General features: G+C 46.6%; 16 protein-coding genes and 1 rRNA gene. 14 read left to right on the top strand and 3 right to left on the bottom strand.

Translation table 11 applies throughout. From position 1 onward, the window contains the following. Positions 1-61 precede the first annotated feature (61 nt). On the bottom strand, positions 62-1,204 hold the full coding sequence (gene recF / locus ACYU87_RS17360; RefSeq protein ID WP_461135345.1) for a DNA replication/repair protein RecF: 1,143 nt from the start codon (positions 1,202-1,204) through the stop codon (positions 62-64). A gap of 203 nt (positions 1,205-1,407) precedes the next feature. Here recF and pdhA point away from each other — a divergent pair, with 203 nt between their 5' ends. From pdhA to ACYU87_RS17395, 7 genes are all read left to right on the top strand, one after another. Beyond that, positions 1,408-2,466 carry a pyruvate dehydrogenase (acetyl-transferring) E1 component subunit alpha gene (gene pdhA / locus ACYU87_RS17365; RefSeq protein ID WP_461135346.1) on the top strand — a complete coding sequence of 353 codons (1,059 nt, stop codon included), beginning with the start codon at positions 1,408-1,410 and terminating at the stop codon, positions 2,464-2,466. 180 nt (positions 2,467-2,646) lie between these two features. Next, on the top strand, positions 2,647-3,585 hold the full coding sequence (locus ACYU87_RS17370) for a ring-cleaving dioxygenase (RefSeq protein ID WP_461135347.1): 939 nt from the start codon (positions 2,647-2,649) through the stop codon (positions 3,583-3,585). A 108-nt stretch (positions 3,586-3,693) separates the two neighbouring features. Continuing rightward, on the top strand, positions 3,694-4,326 hold the full coding sequence (locus tag ACYU87_RS17375) for an alpha/beta hydrolase (RefSeq protein WP_461135348.1): 633 nt from the start codon (positions 3,694-3,696) through the stop codon (positions 4,324-4,326). Positions 4,327-4,355: 29 nt separating this feature from the next. Next, positions 4,356-4,652, top strand: coding sequence for a muconolactone Delta-isomerase family protein (locus ACYU87_RS17380; protein ID WP_046578409.1), 297 nt, complete (start codon positions 4,356-4,358; stop codon positions 4,650-4,652). A gap of 192 nt (positions 4,653-4,844) precedes the next feature. Then, positions 4,845-5,291 (top strand): barstar family protein, encoded by a 447-nt coding sequence (locus tag ACYU87_RS17385; RefSeq protein WP_461135349.1) that lies wholly within the window; start codon positions 4,845-4,847, stop codon positions 5,289-5,291. Positions 5,292-5,393: 102 nt separating this feature from the next. Further along, positions 5,394-8,747 carry a transcription-repair coupling factor gene (gene mfd, locus ACYU87_RS17390; RefSeq protein ID WP_461135350.1) on the top strand — a complete coding sequence of 1,118 codons (3,354 nt, stop codon included), beginning with the start codon at positions 5,394-5,396 and terminating at the stop codon, positions 8,745-8,747. A gap of 39 nt (positions 8,748-8,786) precedes the next feature. Continuing rightward, positions 8,787-10,049, top strand: coding sequence for an SUMF1/EgtB/PvdO family nonheme iron enzyme (locus tag ACYU87_RS17395; protein WP_461135351.1), 1,263 nt, complete (start codon positions 8,787-8,789; stop codon positions 10,047-10,049). 126 nt (positions 10,050-10,175) lie between these two features. On the opposite strand, the gene ACYU87_RS17400 is transcribed toward ACYU87_RS17395, so the two are convergent. Then, on the bottom strand, positions 10,176-10,883 hold the full coding sequence (locus ACYU87_RS17400; RefSeq protein WP_461135352.1) for a ComF family protein: 708 nt from the start codon (positions 10,881-10,883) through the stop codon (positions 10,176-10,178). 56 nt (positions 10,884-10,939) lie between these two features. On the opposite strand from ACYU87_RS17400, the gene ACYU87_RS17405 reads away from it, so the two are divergent. The 5 genes from ACYU87_RS17405 (at position 10,940) to ACYU87_RS17425 (ending at position 19,883) form a co-directional block, all read left to right on the top strand. Next, entirely contained in the window at positions 10,940-11,293 is a 354-nt protein-coding gene (locus ACYU87_RS17405; protein ID WP_461135353.1) for a hypothetical protein, read from the top strand. A 19-nt stretch (positions 11,294-11,312) separates the two neighbouring features. Next, complete coding sequence (locus ACYU87_RS17410; protein WP_461135354.1) at positions 11,313-14,615, top strand: DUF4175 family protein; 3,303 nt, start codon at positions 11,313-11,315, stop codon at positions 14,613-14,615. Positions 14,616-14,767: 152 nt separating this feature from the next. Further along, the gene (mnmG, locus tag ACYU87_RS17415; RefSeq protein WP_461135355.1) at positions 14,768-16,630 is read left to right on the top strand and encodes a tRNA uridine-5-carboxymethylaminomethyl(34) synthesis enzyme MnmG; all 1,863 of its coding nucleotides are present in this window, start codon (positions 14,768-14,770) and stop codon (positions 16,628-16,630) included. A gap of 75 nt (positions 16,631-16,705) precedes the next feature. Next, the gene (locus ACYU87_RS17420; protein ID WP_461135356.1) at positions 16,706-17,587 is read left to right on the top strand and encodes a class I SAM-dependent methyltransferase; all 882 of its coding nucleotides are present in this window, start codon (positions 16,706-16,708) and stop codon (positions 17,585-17,587) included. A 487-nt stretch (positions 17,588-18,074) separates the two neighbouring features. Next, a complete protein-coding gene (locus ACYU87_RS17425; protein ID WP_461135357.1) occupies positions 18,075-19,883 on the top strand; it encodes a tetratricopeptide repeat protein in 1,809 nt (602 codons plus the stop codon). 82 nt (positions 19,884-19,965) lie between these two features. Here ACYU87_RS17425 and thrC read toward each other — a convergent pair whose 3' ends face one another. After that, positions 19,966-21,273, bottom strand: coding sequence for a threonine synthase (gene thrC / locus ACYU87_RS17430; protein WP_461135358.1), 1,308 nt, complete (start codon positions 21,271-21,273; stop codon positions 19,966-19,968). 140 nt (positions 21,274-21,413) lie between these two features. Here thrC and pruA point away from each other — a divergent pair, with 140 nt between their 5' ends. Both pruA and ACYU87_RS17440 read left to right on the top strand, forming a co-directional pair. After that, entirely contained in the window at positions 21,414-23,045 is a 1,632-nt protein-coding gene (gene pruA / locus ACYU87_RS17435) for an L-glutamate gamma-semialdehyde dehydrogenase (protein ID WP_461135359.1), read from the top strand. Positions 23,046-23,397: 352 nt separating this feature from the next. Further along, positions 23,398-23,513 (top strand): 16S ribosomal RNA (locus ACYU87_RS17440); the annotation flags it as partial.

Below are 23,513 nucleotides of genomic sequence, written 5' to 3' on the forward strand. Positions count from 1 at the left end.
CATCGGGCTTTTCAAGTATATATATTTATACTATCGATCGGAGTTTTTCGATACAGTTGTATCAGTTGGTTCCTACTTCGAAGAATCGAACGTCAGCTTTTACATTAGTCAGTAATTCGCGGGTGCGTTCGGGGCGGGCATCGGTAATGAAAAGCTGACCAAACATACCTTCGTCCATTTGCTGAATCAGCTTGCCAATACGCCGGTCATCCAGTTTGTCAAAAATATCGTCTAGCAGCAAAATGGGCTTTATTCCTTTTTCCGTCTGCAACTGATCGAACTGGGCCAGTTTGAGCGCAATGACAAACGTCTTCTGTTGCCCCTGGGAGCCAAACTTTTTCAGCGGCACGGGTGGCTGACCGTTGCTTCCACCGATCATGAACGAATAGTCGTCTTTATGAATGCCCATCGTGGTTCGTTGCAATACGGTATCGCGCCGACGAAAGTGCCGAAATTCACTGGCAAAATTCGGGTCGCTCATTTCCGATTCATAGACAATGTTCACCTCTTCGCGCTCGTCGCTCAGAAAGGCGTAATGAATCCGAAAGTTGGGCAGAAACTCGTCAATAAATTGTTTACGACGTTCGTATATTTTTTGACCCAGTTCCAGGAGCGGCCCGTCGTATGTATCCAGCAGATCATTATCAACCTGGCGGTCAGGTTCGGCAAAAAGCTTGAGCAGGCTGTTTCGTTGTTTAAGCACCTGCTGGTACATCAGGTAATCGCGCAGGTAGTTCGGATCAAGTTGGGAAAGCACACCATCGAAAAAATGCCGACGATCTTCGCTATGTTCCCGGACCAGATCGGTATCGTTGGGGGCCACCAGCACCACCGGGAACCGGCCAATGTGCTCGCTCATTCGCTCGTACGGTTTTTTATCCGCCATTAACACTTTTCGCTGGCCACGCTGCAAACTAATCGTAATCTGTACCCTGCCTGGATGGTTCCGACCTGAATGATCGTCCCGGTCGTCATGCTCCTCAAAAATGCCATCAATGATAAAATAGTCGGCATCGTGTAAAATGCTCAGTGCATCTTGTGCCTGGAAAGCGCTTTTGCTCAGTGACAGAAAATAGACAGCATCCAGCAAGTTTGTTTTACCGCTGCCATTGGGCCCTACAATTACATTCACCTGCTGCCCAAAGGTGTACAGGGCATCTTCATAATTCTTAAAATTGGTCAGGCTAAGCTTTTCGAGGTGCATAGGTGTAGGGTGTAACGCGATAATGCTTAATTTCGCGGGAGTTTATTACCCAATTGGTTACTATACATAATCGGGCAACAAACTTGGCAACAAAGATACGGTCGGTTTGTTAGGTAAACAGCCCCCGGCCGGTTGTCCCGCACCGGCTGCCCAGCGTAACGGCAGAGCGCCAGCGACAGCTCATTTTATCGAACACATTCCTCATGGCAAGCGTCAAAGAGAACCCCAAACAGAATGGTAAGGCTTCGGAAGCCCAGTCGGCCGTTGCCACGAAAGTACAGCATCCCAAAGAGCGGTATATGTATTGGTATGAATCCATGCAGCTGCAACGGAAGTTTGAAGAGAAAGCCGGGCAACTTTACGGTCAACAGAAAATCCGTGGATTCTGTCACTTATATATCGGTCAGGAAGCCTGTTCATCCGGTTCATATACAGCCCTGACGAAAGACGATAAATGGATCACGGCCTATCGTGACCACGGTATACCACTTGCGCTGGGTTCTGATCCGAAAGCAATTATGGCCGAGCTGTTCGGCAAACAAACGGGTTCGTCCAAAGGCAAAGGCGGCTCTATGCACATCTTCGATAAATCCGTCAATTTCGTTGGCGGACATGGTATCGTTGGTGCCCAGATCCCAATGGGGGCGGGCATTGCCTTTACAGAGAAATACAACAAAACAGGTAACCTGTGTATCACCTTTATGGGTGATGGGGCCGTGCGTCAGGGCGCGTTACACGAAGCCTTCAACATGGCGATGCTCTGGAAAATACCCGTCATCTTTGTTGTCGAAAACAACGGTTATGCCATGGGAACGTCTGTTGAGCGTACGTCGAACGTAACCGAATTATACACCCTGGCCGAAGCCTACGATATGCCTGCGGAACCCGTCGACGCGATGAGCGTTGAAGCCGTTCACGAGGCCGTAAGCCGCGCTGCCGAGCGGGCCCGTGCCGGCGAAGGCCCAACCTTCCTGGAATTTCGCACGTATCGGTACCGGGGTCATTCCATGTCCGATCCGCAGAAATATCGCCAGAAAGACGAAGTTGAAAAATACAAACTTCGTGACCCAATTGAACAGGTAAAAGCAGCCATCCTGGAAAAAGGATTTGCTACTGAAGAGGATCTGGCGGCTATCGATCAGAAGATAAAAGGGATTGTTGACGAGTCAGTTAAGTTTGCCGAAGAGTCGCCGTATCCGCCTGCCGAAGAAGCGTACAAAGATGTTTACATGCAGGCTGATTATCCGTTCCTGACGGAATAGATAAGCTGGCTATCCAGTTCATCGGAACAGACAATTAGCACAGTTAGTACCAGAAAAAAAAAGCGTCTCGGCTATATGGCCAGACGCTTTTTTTATTGAACGTTTTCTTCTATTTAAATGTATATACATTAAATACATAAACATTTAAACCTTTTCAACCAATAAACTCTTATAAATTGTATGGAAACGCTCATAAACGGCTTACATCACGTCACAACGCTGGCCAGTGATACACAACGGAACGTCGATTATTACACGGATATTCTGGGGCTTCGGTTGGTCAAAAAAACGGTCAACTTCGATGCGCCCGATGTCTATCATTTGTACTACGGGAACGAAACCGGTTCGCCCGGTACGATTCTGACGTTCTTTCCGTACGGTCAATTACCTCGCGGCCGGAAGGGGGTTGGGCAGTTAACCTACACCGCTTTCTCGGCACCGCTGGCGTCGCTGAGTTTTTGGATGGATCGGCTCCACGAGCGCAATGTTCCGTATGCAGGACCCTATAAACGGTTTTCGGAAACGTTTGTACGCTTCGAGGATTTTGACGGCATGGGTATTGAACTTGTCTTTACGGATGAGGATCAGCGGCCGGGTTGGGACAATGGACGTATTCCGGCGGAGTATGCCGTTCGTGGTTTCCATACGGTTACGTTAAACGAATTGAATCCGGACCGGACGATCAAACTCCTGACCGAAACGATGCAGCACACGCTGGTAGGAGAGGAGGAAGGCCGGTTCCGGTTCAAAGCGGGGTTGGGCGGTTCCGGCAATTTTGTTGACGTGCTGTATTCACCCAAAGATGTTCATGCATTACAAGGTGCCGGTTCGGTTCACCACGTTGCGTTCTCAACCGATTCAGACGAGACACAGGCCATCATTCAGGAAAAGTTAGCTGAAAGCGGATACAATGTAACGCCCGTGCAGGATCGTAATTATTTTAACAGCATTTACTTTCGGGAACCAGGCGGCATTCTGTTTGAAGTGGCGACGAATCCACCGGGCTTTGCCATTGATGAGTCGGTTGCCGAACTGGGAACGACGTTGAAACTCCCTGCTCAGTACGAGACCCGTCGGGCAAGTTTGGAGAAAGCCTTACCTGAAATTGTTTTGCGCTAGGCAGGTGCTAAGTTGCTATTGATTACTAATTAGTCGACAGGATTATCAGGGACTCATTTTCGGACTAGTTCCTGTTAATCTTGTTAATCCTGTCATACTCTCTTCAGCATGATACACAATCCGAACAACATCCATACGGCCGGCAAGTCACTTGAGGAAGCAACCAAAGTCATGATAATGGTTCATGGCCGCGGTGCTTCGGCAAGGGATATATTGTCTCTTTCGACGTATATCCAGGATAAAGATTTTGCCTTCATCGCGCCCGAAGCCCAGGGCAACACCTGGTATCCGCAATCCTTCCTGCGCCCCATGGCCGAAAATGAGCCGTACCTGTCGTCGGCCCTGGAGGTATTGGCTAGTCTACGCGCTCGGCTGCAAGCTGATTTCAATTTTAAGCTGCCCCAAATTTACTGGCTGGGCTTCTCGCAGGGAGCCTGTCTGATGCTTGAATTCGTGGCCCGTCATGCCGCCGAATACGGGGGCGTGTTTGGCCTGAGCGGTGGATTGATTGGTCCTGATGGAACCCCTCGCCCTTACGAAGGATCGTTTGGTAACACCCCCATTTTTCTGGGCTGTAGCGATCAGGATTCACACGTACCGAAAAAGCGGGTTCTGGAATCTGAGGCCGTATTTCGGCAGATGGGCGCTGATGTAACAGCGAAATTGTATCCAAATTTTCCGCACTCGATTAACGAAGATGAATTAAACATCGTTAATTTGCTAGTAACCGGAAATCGGTAAGGTCCGGCTGTTACCTAACAATAATGCCTATGAGCCAATATATGGTTGAATTTGATCTTCCGACCGTGCTGGATGAAGGGTTCGAGAACCGCATACCTGCCCAACGGCTCAAGGTGGAGGAATTGATGGAAAAGGGATTTCTGTTGTCCTATTCGCTTTCGGTTGATCGCCACAAGCTATGGTGTATTTTCAAAGCCGATTCGGAACTGGAAGTGATGGAATCCATTTCGGAGTTTCCGCTCATAAAATATATGACACCTATGATTACTGAGTTGATGTTTCATAACATGGTGGCGGCCCGGATTCCTCTCTTTTCGCTGAACTGATTTTACGCTAAAACCCTCCTGACAGGAGGGTTTTTTGTTTCGGCAAATTGTACTTTTGCAGGTACCATCTACCCAAAAACGCTTAAGTAACCAGGTTCAAACTGGTTACATACGATTATAACTGCTTGATTTTCAGTTTCACGTGGAAACATCTTTTCTCGTCTACTCAGCTGAATCATTTTCATAAAACACATGACACCTAACTTCCTTATCTGCCAGTCGGAACGCGAACTCGAAGTTCACTATGCCCAGGATTTCATTGCCAATGTAGACGGAAAACACGCGCTCACCCTTCGTCAATTCTACGAAGAGATGGCCGATTTACTCGAGATTCCAAACTTCTCCTTCACGCTCGAAGCGCTGAATGATGCCTTGAATGATTTGCAATGGCTGGAGGATAGGCGAGTTGTTCTCTACTTTACCAACACCAACGAGCTGATCAGCAAAGAGCGCGACCCGGCCAAACTGGCCAGCGTGCTGAACGTACTAGATGCTACCGCTGAAGATTGGAAATGGGTAGAGGATGACGAATCACTGGATAAAAAAGAAATTGTCGTTGTGTTCGAAGACAGTCCGCGTATCCGAAAAGCGCTCGATGCGGAGAGTATCGACTACGCCCTGATGTCAACGTTGAAATAAATCGTTAACGCAACAAATTTCTGAAACCTGCTGTTACTCTAACGTGCCGCCGGAATACGCTTCCAGCGGCTTTTCGCGCTTGACATACAACCTGATTTTCGCTTGAAACCTGAAGAATTAATCGGCCTTTATACCGGTGACAATTTCATAAAACTGCTAACGGAACCGTTCACGCGAAAGCCCGCCAACGACCCTCAGCGTTTACAAATAAAAGGATTGGCGGGTAGTCTGGATGCCGTACTGGCGTCGGCGATCTTCACATCTACCGGTGGCAATCATTTATACATTCTCACGGATCGGGACGAGGCCGCTTACTTCTTCAACGACTTGCAAAACCTGCTGGGTCGGGAAGTATTGCTGTTTCCCATGTCCTACAAAAAGCCCTATCAGTACGAAGAAGTGGAGAACGCAAATGTACTGATGCGGGCTGAAGTACTGAACCTACTCAATCCGGCTCCTAAAGATGGTTTGCTGATGGTAACATACCCGGAAGCCCTATCGGAGAAAGTGATCAACAAGCGATCTTTACAAGCCAATACACTCACCATTCGGGTAGGCGAGAAGCTGGACACTCATTTTGTGTCGGATCTTTTGCAGACATATGAGTTTGAAAAGACCGATTTTGTGTACGAGGCCGGGCAGTTTTCGGTACGCGGTGGAATCATCGATGTTTTCTCCTTCGCCAGTGAATTTCCCTTCCGAATCGATTTGTTCGACGATGAAGTTGAAAGCATTCGCAAATTCAATCCCGAATCGCAGCTATCTACTGACTCCGTTGAGTTTATCAATATCATTCCCAATATTCAGACGAAACTCACGCAGGAAACCAGGGAGCCCTTTTTCGATTTCCTGCCCGATGCCACAACCATTTGGGCAAAAGATGTTGAGTTCACGCTGGAGATCATTGAGAAGTGTTATGAGAAAGCGGAGCAGAGTTTTACGTCAGTCGTCGCATCGAGCGGAGGCATTCAGGTGGTATCCGATCCCAACGCTTTGTGGGAAACCCGGCGGTCGTTCCTGAACGAGTTGAAACGGTTTCGCACTGTTGAGTTTGGCCGTAAGTTTTATTTCAAAACCGAAGGGAAGCAGCAATATGCTTCCAAGCCACAGCCATCATTCAATAAAGATTTCAAGCGCTTAATTGATACATTGGGCGATAATCAGGCGAAAGGGTATACCAATATTATTGCTGGCGAGTCGTACAAGCAACTGGACCGCCTGCGAACAATTTTCGAAGAGCTAGACCCCTTCGTTACGTTTCAGCCTATGAATGTCGGCCTCCGAGAAGGATTCATGGACGAAAGCTTGAAAATCGCCTGTTTTACAGACCACCAGATTTTTGATCGGTACTACAAATACCGCGTTCAGGACAAGTTTTCCAAATCGAAGGCCCTGACTTTGCGCGAGCTAAAAACCCTTCAGCCGGGCGATTACGTAACGCACGTTGATTATGGTATCGGCCGATTTGCGGGGCTCGAAAAAGTAGATCATGCCGGTAATGAACAGGAGGCCATCCGGCTCATCTACCGCGACAATGATATTTTGCTGGTCAGCATTCACAGCCTGCACAAGATTGCCAAATACAGTGGGCGGGAAGGCGGACCGCCAACCATGAGTAAGCTGGGTTCGCAGGAGTGGGAGCAGAAAAAGTCTCGAATTCGCAAACAGGTTAAAGACATTGCCCGCGAGTTGATTGCGCTCTACGCCAAACGACGAACCGCACCGGGTTACGCCTATAGCCGGGACAGCTTCCTCCAGACCGAGCTGGAATCCTCGTTTATTTATGAGGATACACCCGACCAGGCTAAAGCAACGAATGATATTAAAGACGACATGGAGCGGCCGCACCCAATGGACCGACTGGTGTGTGGTGACGTGGGTTTTGGTAAAACGGAAATAGCTATTCGGGCTGCCTTTAAAGCAGTAACGGATAATAAGCAGGTAGCTGTACTCGTCCCAACAACAATTCTGGCGATGCAGCACTACAAGACCTTTGCCGACCGTATGGCCGATTTTCCGGTCAAGATCGAATACATCAATCGGTTTCGGACGGCAGGTCAGATAAAAGAAATTCTGAAAGGCGTGGCCTCGGGTGAGATTGGTATCCTGATTGGTACCCACCGCATCGTTAATAAAGACATCAAGTTTAAAGACCTGGGTCTGCTGGTCATTGACGAAGAGCAGAAATTTGGGGTAAAAACAAAAGACCGGCTGAAAGAAATGCGCGTTGAAGTCGACGTACTCACGTTAACGGCAACGCCAATTCCCCGTACACTGCATTTTTCGCTCATGGGCGCACGCGATTTGTCGGTTATCGCTACCCCGCCACCCAACCGCCAGCCCGTTACAACGGAGGTCCATCCGTTCAATGAAGCGACCATTCGGGATGCAGTCAGTTACGAAATCCGGCGGGGCGGGCAAGTCTTTTTTGTTCATAACCGAGTTAACGACATAGAATCCATTGGCAATCTAATCATGCGCCTGGTACCGGAAGCCCGCATTGGGGTAGCCCACGGCCAGATGGAAGGAGACCGGCTTGAGCGTGTCATGACGCGCTTCATTGAAGGCGAATTTGATGTACTGATCTCAACGAACATTATTGAGTCGGGGCTGGACATCTCCAATGCCAATACAATTCTGATAAACAATGCCCATTATTTCGGGCTCTCAGATCTGCACCAGATGCGCGGTAGGGTAGGGCGGTCCAACCGGAAGGCGTTCTGTTATTTATTGACGCCCCCGCCCTCAGTGCTAACGGCCGATGCCCGCAAGCGACTCCAGACGCTGGAAGACTTTTCCGACCTGGGCGAAGGATTTAAGATTGCCATGCGCGACCTGGATATTCGGGGGGCGGGCAACTTATTAGGTGCCGAACAGAGTGGGTTTGTCAACGACCTGGGCTTTGAGATGTATCACAAAGTACTCGACGAGGCCATTCAGGAGTTACGTGAAAACGAGTTCAAGGACCTGTTCGAAACGAAACCGGGCGACCTGAAACTGGCCTTACCCGATACAGTTATTGAAACTGATTTACAGGTTGTTATTCCTGAACGATACGTTTCTAATATTTCCGAACGACTGGCGTTATATACTCGCCTGGATAGCCTCCAGAATGTAGAGGAAGTACAGGCATTCCGTCAGGAAGTGATCGATCGGTTCGGGCCATTGCCGGAAGAAGTCGGAAACCTCATAAAAATGGTGAACGTTCGCTGGAAAGCAGAGAAGTTATACCTTGAAAAACTGACACTTAAGAATAATATCCTGAAAGGATACTTCGTTTCTAACGGGAACGATGACTTCTTTAACTCCGATCAATTTGGCAAGGTAATTGACTACATAAAGCGAAACCCAACCAAATGTTCATTGAAGGAATCAAAAGGACGACCCATCATTACCCACACCGACGTATATTCGGTTGAGCAGTTAGATGAAATTCTGGGCGCACTGACAAATTAATTACGATTTTTGTACCTACGTTTTACACAAAATAGAGCAATGATTCAAAAGTATCACCTGCAACAAGCGGCTTACGTGTTGTTGGCAATGGCGGCCCTTGCATCTTGTAAGTCCAAGCACCCGACCAGCGTAAAGCCTGGAAAGCAAAGTACAGCTACGGGGATCGCTTACAACCAGAAAGATGGTTTTCAGGTAAAGAAGTTTGCAGGACAGAAAGCTGGTCCGAACCTTGTTTTCATTGAAGGGGGCCGGTTCACAATGGGCGCGCTCGAAGAGGACGTCATGAACAGCCGCGATAACCGCGAGCGCACCGTTTCGATCCAATCGTTCTATATGGATGAAACCGAGATGGCTAACGTTCACTACCTTGAGTACCTGAACGCCATTACGCGTGATTCTTCCGAAGAGGTTGTCAAAGCGGCTTTACCAGACACCACAGTTTGGGCAAACCCACTTTCATTCAACGATTCGTACGTAACACAATACCTTCGTTATCCTGCTTTCCGGTATTATCCTGTCGTAGGTGTATCGTGGGTACAAGCCAGTGATTACGCTGTTTGGCGGTCGAATGCGGTTAACAACGAATTAGCCAAAGGGGGTGCTCCGAAGAAAAAAGGGGGCGGTTTCTCGCTTAAGCGGAAATCGAAAACAGTTGAAGAACCTGCTCTGGCCGAAGCAACAGCTTCTACGGCTCCGGCAAAACCAAGTCTGGAAAGCGGCATGATCCTACCTGATTATCGCCTGCCAACCGAAGCCGAATGGGAGTATGCCGCCAAGGCACTCATCGGAACACAATACATGGACGAGAACCAGATAAACCAGCGGATTTATCCATGGGATGGCTCGTCCGTTCGTAACCCTAAGAAAGGCCGGAAACAGGGTCAGATGCTGGCCAACTTCAAACGCGGTCGTGGTGATTACGCCGGTATTGCCGGTCGTTCGAATGACGGCGCTATTATTACCGCAGAGATTTATTCGTACCCAGCCAACGACTTCGGCCTGTATAATATGGCCGGCAACGTGAACGAGTGGGTGTATGATGTTTATCGTCCGTTGTCCTATCAGGATGTGAACGATTTAAACCCAATCCGTCGGAATGGCTACTTGGATGATTCCAAAAATTATGATACGAAGAACAAACAGTCACTGATTGATGATAAACTTCGGGTCTATAAAGGTGGCTCCTGGAATGACGTAGCGTACTGGTTGTCGCCCGGTACACGCCGGTTCATGGACCAGGATTCGGCAACGGCTATGATTGGTTTCCGTTGCGCTATGATCGGTGTTGGTCGTAACAAATAGAGCCGATTTTACTTCATAAAATAAGGCGGTCACTCATCTGAGTGACCGCCTTATTTTATGGTGTTACTTATAAAAACAGGGGTAACTACTCCGTGTTTCAGGGTAAAGTCAGAGCCGATTGATTCATTAACGCACAGTAGCCAGCGTCAGCACGCTCACTGATTTGCAACCCGCCCGTACAAGCTGAATAGCACAAGCCTCAATCGTTGCACCAGTTGTCATTACGTCATCAACGATGACCACGTTCTTGTCACAAATGGCGAGTTGGTTCTCAACCGAAAATACTGTGCTCACATTCTCCCAACGCTGCAACCGGTCCTTACGGGTTTGTGATTCCTTGAACCCCTTGCAGACCAGAATATCTGTCCGGCTGGGCACATCAAGTGCCTCTGAGAGCCCTTCCGCTATCCAATCAGCCTGATTATAGCCCCGCTGCTGAAAGCGACTCTTATGCAATGGAACGCCCACGATCAGATCTATTTCTTTCACCAGATCACTCTCAGAACGTAACTGATAGCCATACCAGCCTGCTACCTCTTTGGCTACTTCTTTCCGACTCTTGTATTTTATGCTGTGAATAAGCTTTTGTATAAGTCCTCCTTTCGTGAAATAAACGTAGGACGCCACGAATTGCACCGGCACTTTTCCGGCAAACTTATTGAGGAGATTACGGTCATAAGGCTCCTTATGCTGATTCGTTTCCGGCATACTGATCCGGCATTTTGTACACAGGATTACTTCGTTTTCTCCCAGCGAATTTGTACACCCAAGACAGAGGACAGGGAAGAGAAGATCGGCAAAGTCAGCCAGTAGTGAGCGAATAAACCGAATCATGAAATGCATTCGTTAGGTAAGATAAAACGTTGTAATTTAGAGAGAAGAATAAATGGATGAGCGCCGTGAACGAAAAAACTATAGATAAATCGTGGGAAGAGTTATTGGATCAACTACAGGCACTCGTTGGAAAACGGCCTGCTGATCTGAACGCGGTTCTCTTTTTAATAGGTGTTCAGGAATTGGGCTCTGGTCCCAAACGCTTCTCCAAAGAAGCCAAGCAGGACCTTATGCACATTGCCGTCTGCCGGATATTGAGCCGGGATGGTTACTACACATTCGATGGGCACGACAAAGACGGATGGCCCCAGTGGACGCTGGTCAAGGCCATTCCACATGGAGATTTGCTGGCTCAGGAAGATTTTTTAAAAAAACATGTCATTCAGTATTTCGAGTCCATTTTAGTTTAACTGCTCAATCTGAATTTTTATGCAAGCATCAACTTCTTATTCAACGTTGCTTCAACGCATTGATGAGTATAAAAAACGCTATTTTCAAAATCAGCTCGTGAAAGGTAGCCTGTTCTTTATTGCTCTGTTAGGCAGTGGCTACCTATTCATAAACACGGCAGAATTTGTTGGCCGTTTTAATTCGATTGGCCGTGGCGCTTTGTTTTTTGGCTTTCTCCTTACGGTCTTTATCGGCTTATATCTGCTCATCATTCGGCCTTTACTGAATTTATACGGGCTCAGTAAACCGCTGTCAAATGACGAGGCTGCCCGACAAATCGGTGCTTTTTTCCCTGAGGTAGGGGATAAGCTACTTAATACACTGCAGTTACAGCGTATCGCCAACGACCAAAGTGACTTGCTTCAGGCCAGCCTAGATCAGCGGTCGCAGCAGCTATTGATCAATCGGTTTGCCAACGCCATTCAGATCAGCCGTAACCGCCAGTTTCTGAAATATGCCATACCACCTCTGGCCTTAATTTTACTGATTCTGTTACTCAATCCATCGTTTTTTGCGAAGTCTTCAACCCGTCTGGTTAACTATAATAAAGAGTTTGTTGAAGAAGCCCCTTTCCAGTTTATCATTCAGAACAAAGCGATGAAGGCCTTCAGGAATGAAGATTTTCCGTTGTCGGTTAAACTGGCTGGTGATGTCATTCCCCAGGCCGTGTATGTAGTAGCGAACGGGACTCGCTTCAAATTAGAACAGACGGGTAATCAGTTCACGTACAATTTTGATAACCTGCAACGCGATCTGGATTTCCATCTGGAAGCCGCTGGGTATAATTCACCCGAGTACAAAGTCTCATTACTTGACCGTCCGTCTGTTCTCTCATTCAACGTAAAGCTTACTTATCCTGGCTATCTGAACAAGCCATCAGAGCAGCTTTCCAACGTCGGAAATTTGCTTGTTCCACAAGGAACAGTGGTTAACTGGGAGTTCGCGGCCGATCATACCGATTCACTTTTGTTCCGATTCAATACGGAGACAAAGCCAACCGCAGCTCGCCTGGTTGACGATAATACCTTCGTTCTGAACAGACGACTCATGCAGAATTCGGGGTATACGGTATCCCTGAAAAATGGGCAGATTGCTTCCCCATCTACTATTCAATACAACGTGCAGGTTATTCCGGACCGGTATCCACAAATCTCGGTTGATCGGATTCAGGATACGGTGACGTATAATTACATAGCCCTCTCCGGTCTTGTTTCTGATGACTATGGCTTCTCTAAACTTCGACTGAACTATAAAATCAACCGGAATGGCAAACCTTCGCCTTTGTATAGCAGGGACATTCCAATCAATAAGTCGACCACCTCCCAGAACTTCGTTTACAATTGGTCGCTCGACAGTTTGAAGCTAGGGCAGGAGGATAAGTTAGAATATTACGTGCAGGTGTGGGACAATGACGGTGTAAACGGAGCAAAGTCAAGTCGATCCAATCAGCTGAATTTTGCCGTTCCGTCGAATGCAGAAATACAAAAGCAGGTCGACAAATCGGCGGAGAAAACCGAGGAGCAGATTGATAATGCGCTAAGCAAAACACAGGCGATTAAGAAGGAACTCCAGACGATGGAAGACCGGATGAGAACTAAAAAGTCATCCGATTTCCAGGACAAAAAACAGCTTCAGGATATTCTACAAAAGCGTGAAGAGTTAATGAAAGAAGTTCAAAAACTGCAGGAACAGATGCAGAAGACGAATGATACGCAACAACGGTTTGCCGAAAAAAATCAGGCAATGCAGGACAAGATGGAGCAGTTGCAGAAGCTTTTTAAAGACCTTCTTGATCCAGAATCCAAGCAACTGTACGAACAGTTAAAGCAACTTCTGGAGCGTAAGCAAGACGAAAAAGCATCTGATATGCTCGACCGCTTGACTCGAAAGGAGAAGAATATGGAGCGCGATCTGGACCGCGCGTTAAAGTTATTCAAGCAGATGCAACTAGAGCAGAAGGTCAATAACATTGCCGAGAACCTGGAGAAACAAGCCGAGCAGTTGGAAAAACAAGCGGAGCAAAACGAGAAGAAAAATGAGACATCCAGTGAGCAGCAAAAGCAACAGGAGAAGTCGCAGCAGGATTTCAAGAATACCCAGGAACAGCTGAAAGAGATCGAAAAGCAAGCTGAGAAAGATGACCTGAATAAGCCCGAATCTTCGGAAAAGGAGCAGCAGGAAATTGAGAAAGATATGGAAGAAGCCACTAAAAATATAAAGAGCGACCAGGGCAAGCAGGCCTCTTCCAAGCAGAAAAAGTCGGCTAAATCCATGAAGGCCATGAGCAAGGCCATGAAGGAATCCATGCAATCATCGGAGATGGAAGAAATGCAGGAGAACATGGATGACCTCCGTAACATTCTTGATAACCTCATTACACTGTCGTTCGGCCAAGAGCGTGTCATGAAAGACTTTCGGGGTATGAGCCTGCAAGACCCACGGGTAATAAAACTTTCACAGGAGCAGCTCAAGCTACAGGATGATGCGAAAATCATCGAAGACAGCTTGAATGCGTTGGCAAGCCGAGTGGTTCAAATTCAATCGTTCGTTACCCGTGAACTGACTAACATGAAGTTTTACATGGATGAGAGTGTACAGCAACTACGCGACCGTCGACTAAGTATGGCTTCGTCTAAACAGCAGTTTGCGATGACATCCATTAACAATCTTGCGTTGATGTTGAGTGATGTGCTTAAAAACATGCAACAGCAAATGAACGCAATGGCAATGCCTGGGAAAGGAAAAGGTGGTAAGAAAGGCCAAAATCCTAATGGGATGGGTGAGATGCAGAAACAGCTAAATGCCAAAATGCAGCAAATGCAAAAAGGGGGTAAAACGGGTAAGGGATTATCCGAAGAGCTTTCTCAAATGGCCGCTGAGCAAGCCATGATTCGCCAATTACTGAAGAAGATGGAGGAGAGCGCGAAAGGTACGGAAGCTGGCAAGCAACAGGAAAAACAGGTGAAAGAGCTGATGGAGAAAATGGACGAAACCGAAACCGATTTGGTAAACAAGCGCGTTAATCCAACAACTATTAATCGCCAGAACGAAATCCTTACTCGTTTACTGGAATCTGAAAAAGCACTGAAGCAACAGGAAGAAGACCCCAAACGGCAGGCTGAAGCAGCGAAGTCTGACAAGCGTAGTACACCTGCGTTCTTCGATTCTACTAATTTTCAGCAGAAAACAAAACAGGTTGAAGTGCTTCGGTCGGTTACCCCGAACTATAATCTATTTTATAAGAAAGAAGCAAATCAGTATTTACAAAAGGTAAGTAAGTAAGTTTCGTCCTGTATAAAACCGCTGGCTTTGCACTAAGGTCAGCGGTTTTTTGTTTATTCATTATTCTACTTCTATCACGTATACCTTTTCAACAACTTTTAACAATTTTGTGAAAAGTTTCCACGTGAAACATTTTTCAAAAAATATAAGAAATGTATTCTTCATACGATGTCATTGTAGTCGGGGCTGGTCATGCCGGGTGTGAGGCTGCAAACGCGGCTGCCACAATGGGTTCTAAAGTTCTGCTTATTACAATGAACATGCAGACGATCGCTCAAATGTCCTGCAACCCAGCCATGGGGGGCGTAGCCAAAGGGCAAATCGTACGGGAAGTCGATGCACTAGGGGGGCTCTCAGGTGTTATCAGCGATAAAAGCATGATACAATTTAGAATGCTGAATCGGTCGAAAGGTCCGGCAATGTGGAGTCCACGTTGCCAGAGCGATCGTAATGTATTCGCCTGGGAATGGCGGAAAGCGCTCGAAGAAAATAAAAATGTAGACTTCTGGCAGGACTCGGTTAACGAAGTTGTCGTGAAAGACGGACGAGTTGCGGGTGTGAAAACAACGCTGGGCGTTGAGTTTTTTGCGAAAGCAGTCGTATTAACCAATGGTACATTTCTGAACGGACAGATGTTTATTGGCGAAAAAGTGTTTGGTGGTGGTCGCACGGCCGAACGTTCGTCAACCGGGTTAACCGAACAACTTGTTCAACTTGGGTTCGAATCCGGCCGGATGAAGACCGGTACGCCACCGCGAGTAGATGGTAGAAGTCTGAACTACGCCCTGATGGAGGAGCAGTTAGGCGACGAAAAACCAGGTAAATTTTCCTATTTGGATACGCCTGCTTTAACGAAACAACGAAGTTGCTGGATCACCTACACAAACCAGGCAGTACATGATGAACTGAAAACCGGCTTCGATAAATCGCCCATGTTTACGGGCCGGATCAAAGGGCTTGGCCCACGGTACTGCCCATCGGTAGAAGATAAAATAAACCGATTTGCGGATAAAGATCGTCACCAGATTTTCGTAGAACCCGAAGGATGGGATACGGTTGAAGTTTATGTAAACGGCTTTTCAACATCACTTCCGGAAACTGTGCAGTACAATGCCCTGCGTAAAATTCAGGGATTTGAGAATGTGCGCATGTTCCGTCCTGGTTATGCCGTTGAGTATGATTTCTTTCCGCCCACGCAGTTAAAGCCCACCCTTGAAACACAATTGGTAGCTAATCTTTTCTTTGCCGGGCAGATAAATGGAACTACTGGATACGAAGAAGCCGCCTGTCAGGGGCTGATGGCGGGTATTAATGCTCATCGGAATTCAAACGAAGAGGCTGAATTTACCATCAAACGTTCTGAAGGATACATCGGGGTTTTGATTGACGACCTGATCACGAAAGGGACAGAGGAGCCTTATCGAATGTTTACGTCAAGAGCCGAGTACCGGACACTACTGCGACAGGATAATGCAGATTTGAGGCTTACTGAAAAAGGGTACGCCATCGGTTTGGCCTCCCAAGAGCGTTACGATTTAATGATTGGTAAACGTAATGGCATTACTCAACTAACAGAAGCTATTCGGTCGGCGCGGGTAAAGCCGGAGTTAATCAATGATTTTCTTGAAGCAAAAGGAAGCGCTCCGCTACGGGAAAAAGGTAGTTTATACACGCTTCTAAAACGCCCTGAAATCGATCAGACCGACGTAAAAGACATTTTAAAAACAATACCGGAAATACCAGGTGGGGTAGGGGAGGAGATCATCGAACAAACGGTCATCGAAATTAAGTACGAAGACTACCTGAACCGGGAGAAACAGAACGCTGAAAAGCTGGATAAATGGGAGAACCTGTCGATCAACGCCAATTTCGATTACGATCGACTGAAGGCACTTTCGTTTGAAGGTAAAGAAAAACTTAAACGGCTACGGCCTTCAACCATTGGTCAGGCCTCCCGAATCAGTGGGGTAAGTCCTTCCGATGTATCGATACTTCTGGTCTATATGGGCCGCTAATTTCATGAGCTCTGGTTGTTTATTCAAGAATAAGCTATCAGAGCTTTTTTGTTTTTACTCATTTCTGATACCCACTTGGAAACCCTACATCAATGCCCCGTTTGTGGCAACAATACATTCAGCCTATACTTGACCTGTGAAGACTACCTGGTCAGTCATCAGAAATTCTCTATCCAGCAGTGTCAGAAATGCAGCTTCCGCTTAACGAACCCTCGCCCGGATGAGCAGTCGATCGGTGCCTATTATAAATCCGATCAGTACATATCGCACAATGACAAAAGTGGTGGGCTGGTGAACACAGCTTATCGATTAGTGAGAGATTACACATTACGCTCCAAACTAAATCTGATCAATGAACTCAACGGGGAGCCAGGTCGCATTCTGGACGTGGGTTGCGGAACAGGCGCTTTCCTGGAGAGATGTCGGACAGGTGGTTGGCAGGTGACGGGTATGGAACCAGACCCGGATGCACGAGCCGTAGCTATAGAAAAATTAAAAGCCGATATAAAACCGAATCTTAACTTGCTGGGCGACTATCAACCGTTCGACATTATCACACTTTGGCACGTACTGGAACACATTCATAGTCTGAACGAATCTGTTCAGTTACTCCACCAGCTATTAACAAAGAAGGGAACAATACTGATAGCCGTTCCAAATTCGGACTCCTATGATGCGAACTATTTCAAACAGCACTGGGCTGCTTATGATGTTCCCCGGCATTTGTATCATTTCACCCCGTCAACGATAGAACCCCTTTTTAACAAACACGGCTTCACCTTAGTTGATAAGAAACCGATGGTCTTCGATGCTTTCTACATTGCTATGTTGAGTAGCCGATACCAAACCGGCAAGACAGACTATATTGACAGCGTACGGACCGGGATCGTCTCTAATGCAGAAGCAAGGCGTACGGGCAATTCGTCCAGTCTGATCTATCTCTTCCGTAAGGCCTAACAGCCGCCACTCTCTCCACCTTTTAAGGCTCATTTTAACTAGTCGGGTAAAGGTCTATTCTAAATTAAAAAAGTGAAATTTTTATGTGAATAACCCTGTGTATAACTCCCATACTTCGGTGGATAATTTGTTCACAAGGTCAGAGGGGTATGTGGATTACTGGTAAAGTAATCCACAACGGTTATCAACAATCGCGTTTCTGTGGAGAACGTCAGACATATACCCTGTGGATCCACAATTTTTCCCCACGCAAAAATGTGCATTGAATTTATACACTAATCCACAATTGTTGACCCTATGAATTGTGGATAAAATGTTATTTACTTAGTTATAAAGTAGTTGCAAGTGGATAACTATCAGTTGATTAGTGGATAAGTTGTGATTTTTATCCACATTAGCTATATTGATTAGTGGATAACTTATTTATTAACATTTCCACATAGCTAATAGGAGTAATAACGTTTCTTTAAAAAAGCTTTTCTATAAAATGTTAATAAGGTCAAAAGTCATTATTGCATTGCTATGGCTGATGTCTGCTGGGCTAGCCTGGGGACAGGGTGGGGCAACGTTGGCCGAAGAATACTACAAGGCCGGCGATTTTGAAAAAGCCGCCAATGAATACGCCAAGCTGCTGAAAACAGACGTGACGTGGATAAAGCTATCTCGTTATGTGTATAGTTTACAAAAAACCAACAAAACAGAGGAGGCTGTCAAATACCTGCGGAAGCAACAGCGCAGCGATGAGCCCAACCGGTCCTACTACGAGTTGCTTACCGGACAACTGGCCACTCAGCAGGGGGATAGTGTACTGGCAAAAACGCAATTCACCGCAGCTATACAATCGAGCAAATCATCGGTTGCGAAGCTGGAAAAAATTGCAGCAGCCTTTAGTGAAGTCGGAGAGAGCCGCTGGGCGATCCGCTCGCTCGAAACGGCCCGTGAGGTCGGTAAAGAGCCAACGGCTTACAGCGAAGAATTAATGGCCATGTACCGGGCAACGGGTCAGACCGAGAAGGCGATAGACGAAATCATTACAACTAGTAAACAAGCCGACAAAAAAGAACCTGTCTTGGCCGCTTTACAACGGTTTATCAACACAAAGGATGAACCACTGGTGGAAAAGGCGCTGTATACGCGAATTCAGCAGGAGCCGAATGAATTGGCGTATAACGAACTCCTGATCTGGTACTTTGTCCAGAAGCAAAAGTTTAGCCGGGCGTTGTTACAAGAGAAGGCAACTGACAAACGGGTAAAATTGAGCGGGAGCCGTGTGTATGATTTAGGCATGTTGGCCATGAATAACAAAGAGTACAAGACGGCGGCCGAAGCTTTTGAATACATATCCACAACTTATCCACAAGGTCAGCTTTATCCCTTTGCTCGCCGGTTAGTGATCAATGCCCGCGAAGAACAGGTAAAAAATACGTATCCTGTTGATAAAACTGAGATACGAAAACTGATCGGCGATTACCAGCGGATGCTTCAGGAAGTGGGCACGAATAATAAAACGCTCGAAGCGTTACGGAGTACTGCCAATCTGTACGGAAACTACCTGGATAGTAAAGACACGGCCCTCACAGTGCTGGATCTGGCGATTGACTTGGGTAAGACGGATAAAAACTTTGTTGATCGCTGTAAACTCGATAAAGGAGATATATACCTCCTGAAAGGGGAACCGTGGGAATCCACGTTGCTGTACTCGCAGGTGGAGAAATCACAAAGGGAGGAACTGATAGGTTATGAAGCAAAACTAAAAAATGCGAAGCTTCATTATTATAGAGGGAATTTTGCGGTATCGAAAGATTTATTGGATGTATTGAAACTGGCTACATCGCGCGAAATAGCCAACGACGCTGAACAATTGAGTTTGTTAATTGTGGATAACACAGGTATGGACAGCACGGAAGCGGCCATGCGTACCTACGCTGACATTGATTTGCTGCTGTTTCAAAACAAAAATGACGAAGCATTAGCGGCTCTCAACCAATTGTTGATAAAGTACCCTGATCATAGCTTGGCCGACGAAATTCTTTGGCTAAGAGCAAATACGTATTTAAAACTGGGTAAGAATGTGGAAGCACTGGAGGATCTTAAGAAAATAACAACGACGTATCCCAATGACATACTGGGTGATGACGCCATGTTTACACAGGGGAAATTGTATGAAGAGCGTTTGAAAGACAAACAGGCGGCTATGGATGCTTATCAGAAAGTATTGACGCAGTATCCGGGAAGCATTTATGGCGCCGAAGCGCGTAAACGATTTAGAGCGTTGAGAGGGGATACGCTCAACTAGCATATACTTGACGAAAAAGAAAAGTTATCCACAAAAAAAGCGCATAACCAGTAGTTATGCACTTTTTTTGTGGATAACTATATTAAACAGTAAGCAGGAAAGACTCCTTGAACGCTTCGTAAGTAGCCGGAATGTGAATACTTTGTTTAGTCCGGTGCGATAGGATGGCTAACCGCTCCGGTACGTCAACTGGTGTAGCAAGAATCTCTTCAACCAAGGGCTTAAACTTAGCGGGATGAGCGGTGGCCAATGCTACACCAATGCAATCATCGCTCCTGCCCGCCAGATAAGCCTGCACACCCATAATGCCAATGGCCGTATGTGGACAAGATACGTACCCATACTGTTGATAAATAGCTCTCATGCCAGCTCTTGTCTCGTCGTCGTCGAAAAAATACCCCGTTACCTTCGATGTAAATTGATCGAACTGATCGTCATAAAGATGAGCCAGGCGAACGAAGTTACTGGGGCTACCCACATCCATTGCATTCGATATAGTCGCTACAGAGGCTTTGGGCGCGTAATCACCCGTTTTCAGATAGTTCGGCACAACCTGATTCAGGTTTGTAGAGGCCACAAAATGGGCAACGGGTAGTCCCATTTTCTGCACCATGGCACCAGCACTCAAATTGCCAAAATTACCGCTGGGCGTCGAGAACACTACCGGCTTATTATACTTCTGCACTTGACCATATGCGCTTACGTAATAAAATCCCTGGGGAATAAGCCGAAAAATGTTGATCGAATTTGCCGAGGATAACGAAAGATGGTTATTTAACTTCGCATCAACGAAAGCCTGCTTTACAATAGCCTGGCAATCATCAAAAGTACCATCGACCTCAAATGCCTGAATATTTCCGCCTAGCGTTGTCAACTGCTTTTCCTGCAATTCACTGACCCGGCCGCTAGGGTATAGGATGGACACGCGAACACCCGGAACGTTGTGGAAACCCATCGCTACGGCGCCACCCGTATCACCCGATGTAGCTACTAAAATATTAACTTCTTTATCGGTGCGCTTGGAGAAGTAAGACATCAAAGCCGCCATGTAACGGGCACCAACATCCTTAAAAGCCAGAGAGGGGCCATGAAACAATTCCAGTACGCTCGTTACACCGGGATCGAGATCAACAACGGGTGTTTCGAACGGAAAGGCCTGATGAGTCAGCTCTTCCAGGTCAGCTTTACTGATTTCATTGCCGAACAGGGCATGACTGATAGCGAAACCAATATCAGCTAATGACCGACTGGCAATGGCTGAAAAAAAGTCAGCACCCAGATAAGGAAGAGGAGTAGGCATATAAAGCCCTTTGTCAGCAGGCATACTCTGAAAGAGAGCTTGCTCTGTAGATACAGTAACCGCTGGACTATTTGTGCTGTAGAAACGCATGGATACGATTGAAATAAGAGAACAAAGTACGGTAAATCAGCTTAATGAATGGAGTACTACTGGTTAAATGTGGAAAACTTATGTGGATTAGTGGATAAGTTTAGCAATACGTAAATTTGTAAAAATTCAGACACTTCATTATGTCATTTGCCCAATTCAATGTACCAACGCCGGTCAACGAACCGGTAAAAGAATATCGCCCGGGCTCACCAGAGCGAGAAGCAGTTAAAAAAGCGCTGGCAGCCTTTCGCGCCCAGGAAACGGATGTTCCCATGTATATAGGAGGAAAGGAAGTTCGTACGGATCGAAAACTTCGTATCGCCCCCCCGCATGATCACCAGCACACATTAGGTTATTTCTATGAAGGCGATGCATCCCATGTAGAAAAGGCCATCGAATCGGCCTTGAGCGCAAAGGATGCCTGGGCTGCGCTTTCGTGGGAACACAGGGCCAGTATCTTTCTGAAAGCTGCTGATTTGATCGCCGGACCTTACCGGGCCCGGATTAATGCCGCCACTATGTTGGGTCAGTCGAAAAATGCTTATCAGGCAGAAATTGATTCAGCTTGCGAATTAATTGATTTCTTACGCTTCAATGTACACTACGCAACGGATATATATAGACAACAGCCAGCTTCCTCATCGGGTGTATGGAATAGACTGGAATATCGTCCACTCGAAGGGTTTGTCTTTGCTCTGACGCCATTCAACTTTACAGCCATTGCCGGGAATCTACCCACATCGGCGGCTCTGATGGGTAACACCGTTGTCTGGAAACCAGCCTATACACAAGTATTATCGGCTAAGGTTATCATGGAAGTCCTTCAGGAAGCGGGCTTGCCCGATGGCGTTATCAACCTGATTTACGTGGATGGCCCTGTAGCCGGTGAGATTATTTTCAATCATCCCGATTTTGCGGGAATACATTTCACGGGTAGCACAAGCGTATTCCAACAAATCTGGAGTACAATCGGCGCAAACATCCACAAGTACAAAACATACCCAAGAATAGTTGGTGAAACTGGCGGGAAAGACTTCGTCATGGTTCACGAGTCGGCTAATGCTGACGAAGTGGCGGTTGCCTTAGTGCGGGGTGCTTTCGAATACCAGGGGCAGAAATGTTCGGCTGCTTCCAGAGCGTATATACCGACAACATTGTGGCCTGCCATTGAGCATAAAGTAAAGCAGCACCTGAGTGAAATGAAAATGGGCGTTACGGAAGACTTCACAAACTTCATCAATGCCGTCATTGACGAACGGTCATTCGAGAAAATCACAGCATATATAGAAGAGGCTAAAGGAAACGCCGACGTGAGCATAGTGGCGGGTGGAAACTATGATAAGACGAAGGGGTATTTTATAGAGCCCACTGTATTAGTTGTCAAAGACCCTGGTTATCGGACCATGTGTGAAGAAATCTTTGGGCCCGTCTTATCAGTCTACATTTATGAACCGACTGAGTTTGAAAAGATGCTCCAAGTTGTGAATACAACGTCGCCTTATGCACTAACAGGATCTATATTTTCAAAGGACAGGTATGTTGTGGAACAGGCTGCTCATACCCTTCAGAACGCTGCTGGTAACTTTTACATCAACGATAAACCTACCGGAGCCGTTGTTGGTCAGCAACCATTTGGCGGAGCCAGAGCATCGGGCACTAATGATAAAGCAGGGTCAGCCCTGAATCTATATCGTTGGGTATCAGCGCGTACGATAAAAGAGACATTTAACCCGCCGAAATCATACGAATATCCATTCTTACAGGCTGAATAAATAATTGAAAAAAGTTTTAAACAATGCTTGCATAAAGGTTTTCGAATACCTAATTTTGCACTCCCAAATAAGGAAAAAGGAAATGATCCAACGGTCTAATCTCCTTTTTATCAATTAGTTACAATTTGGGTTTGAGAAAGTTGTTAAAAAATAAATTTCAACTTTTTCTTGACAAGAACAAATGAGTGTCGTACCTTTGCACTCCCAAATATAAGGAAGGCCAACAACGGTTGGCCACAATCACTCCTCCGAAAGGAATGTGAGACAGTTCTTTGACGTATTGACATTATAGGATAGCACTATTCAAGGCTATAAACATCGTGATCCTATTTATAAGATCACACAATTATTTACGATGGAGAGTTTGATCCTGGCTCAGGATGAACGCTAGCGGCAGGCCTAATACATGCAAGTCGAACGGGTCGCAAGGCCAGTGGCAAACGGGTGCGTAACGCGTAAGCAACCTGC

This window comes from Spirosoma lituiforme, assembly GCF_054776635.1.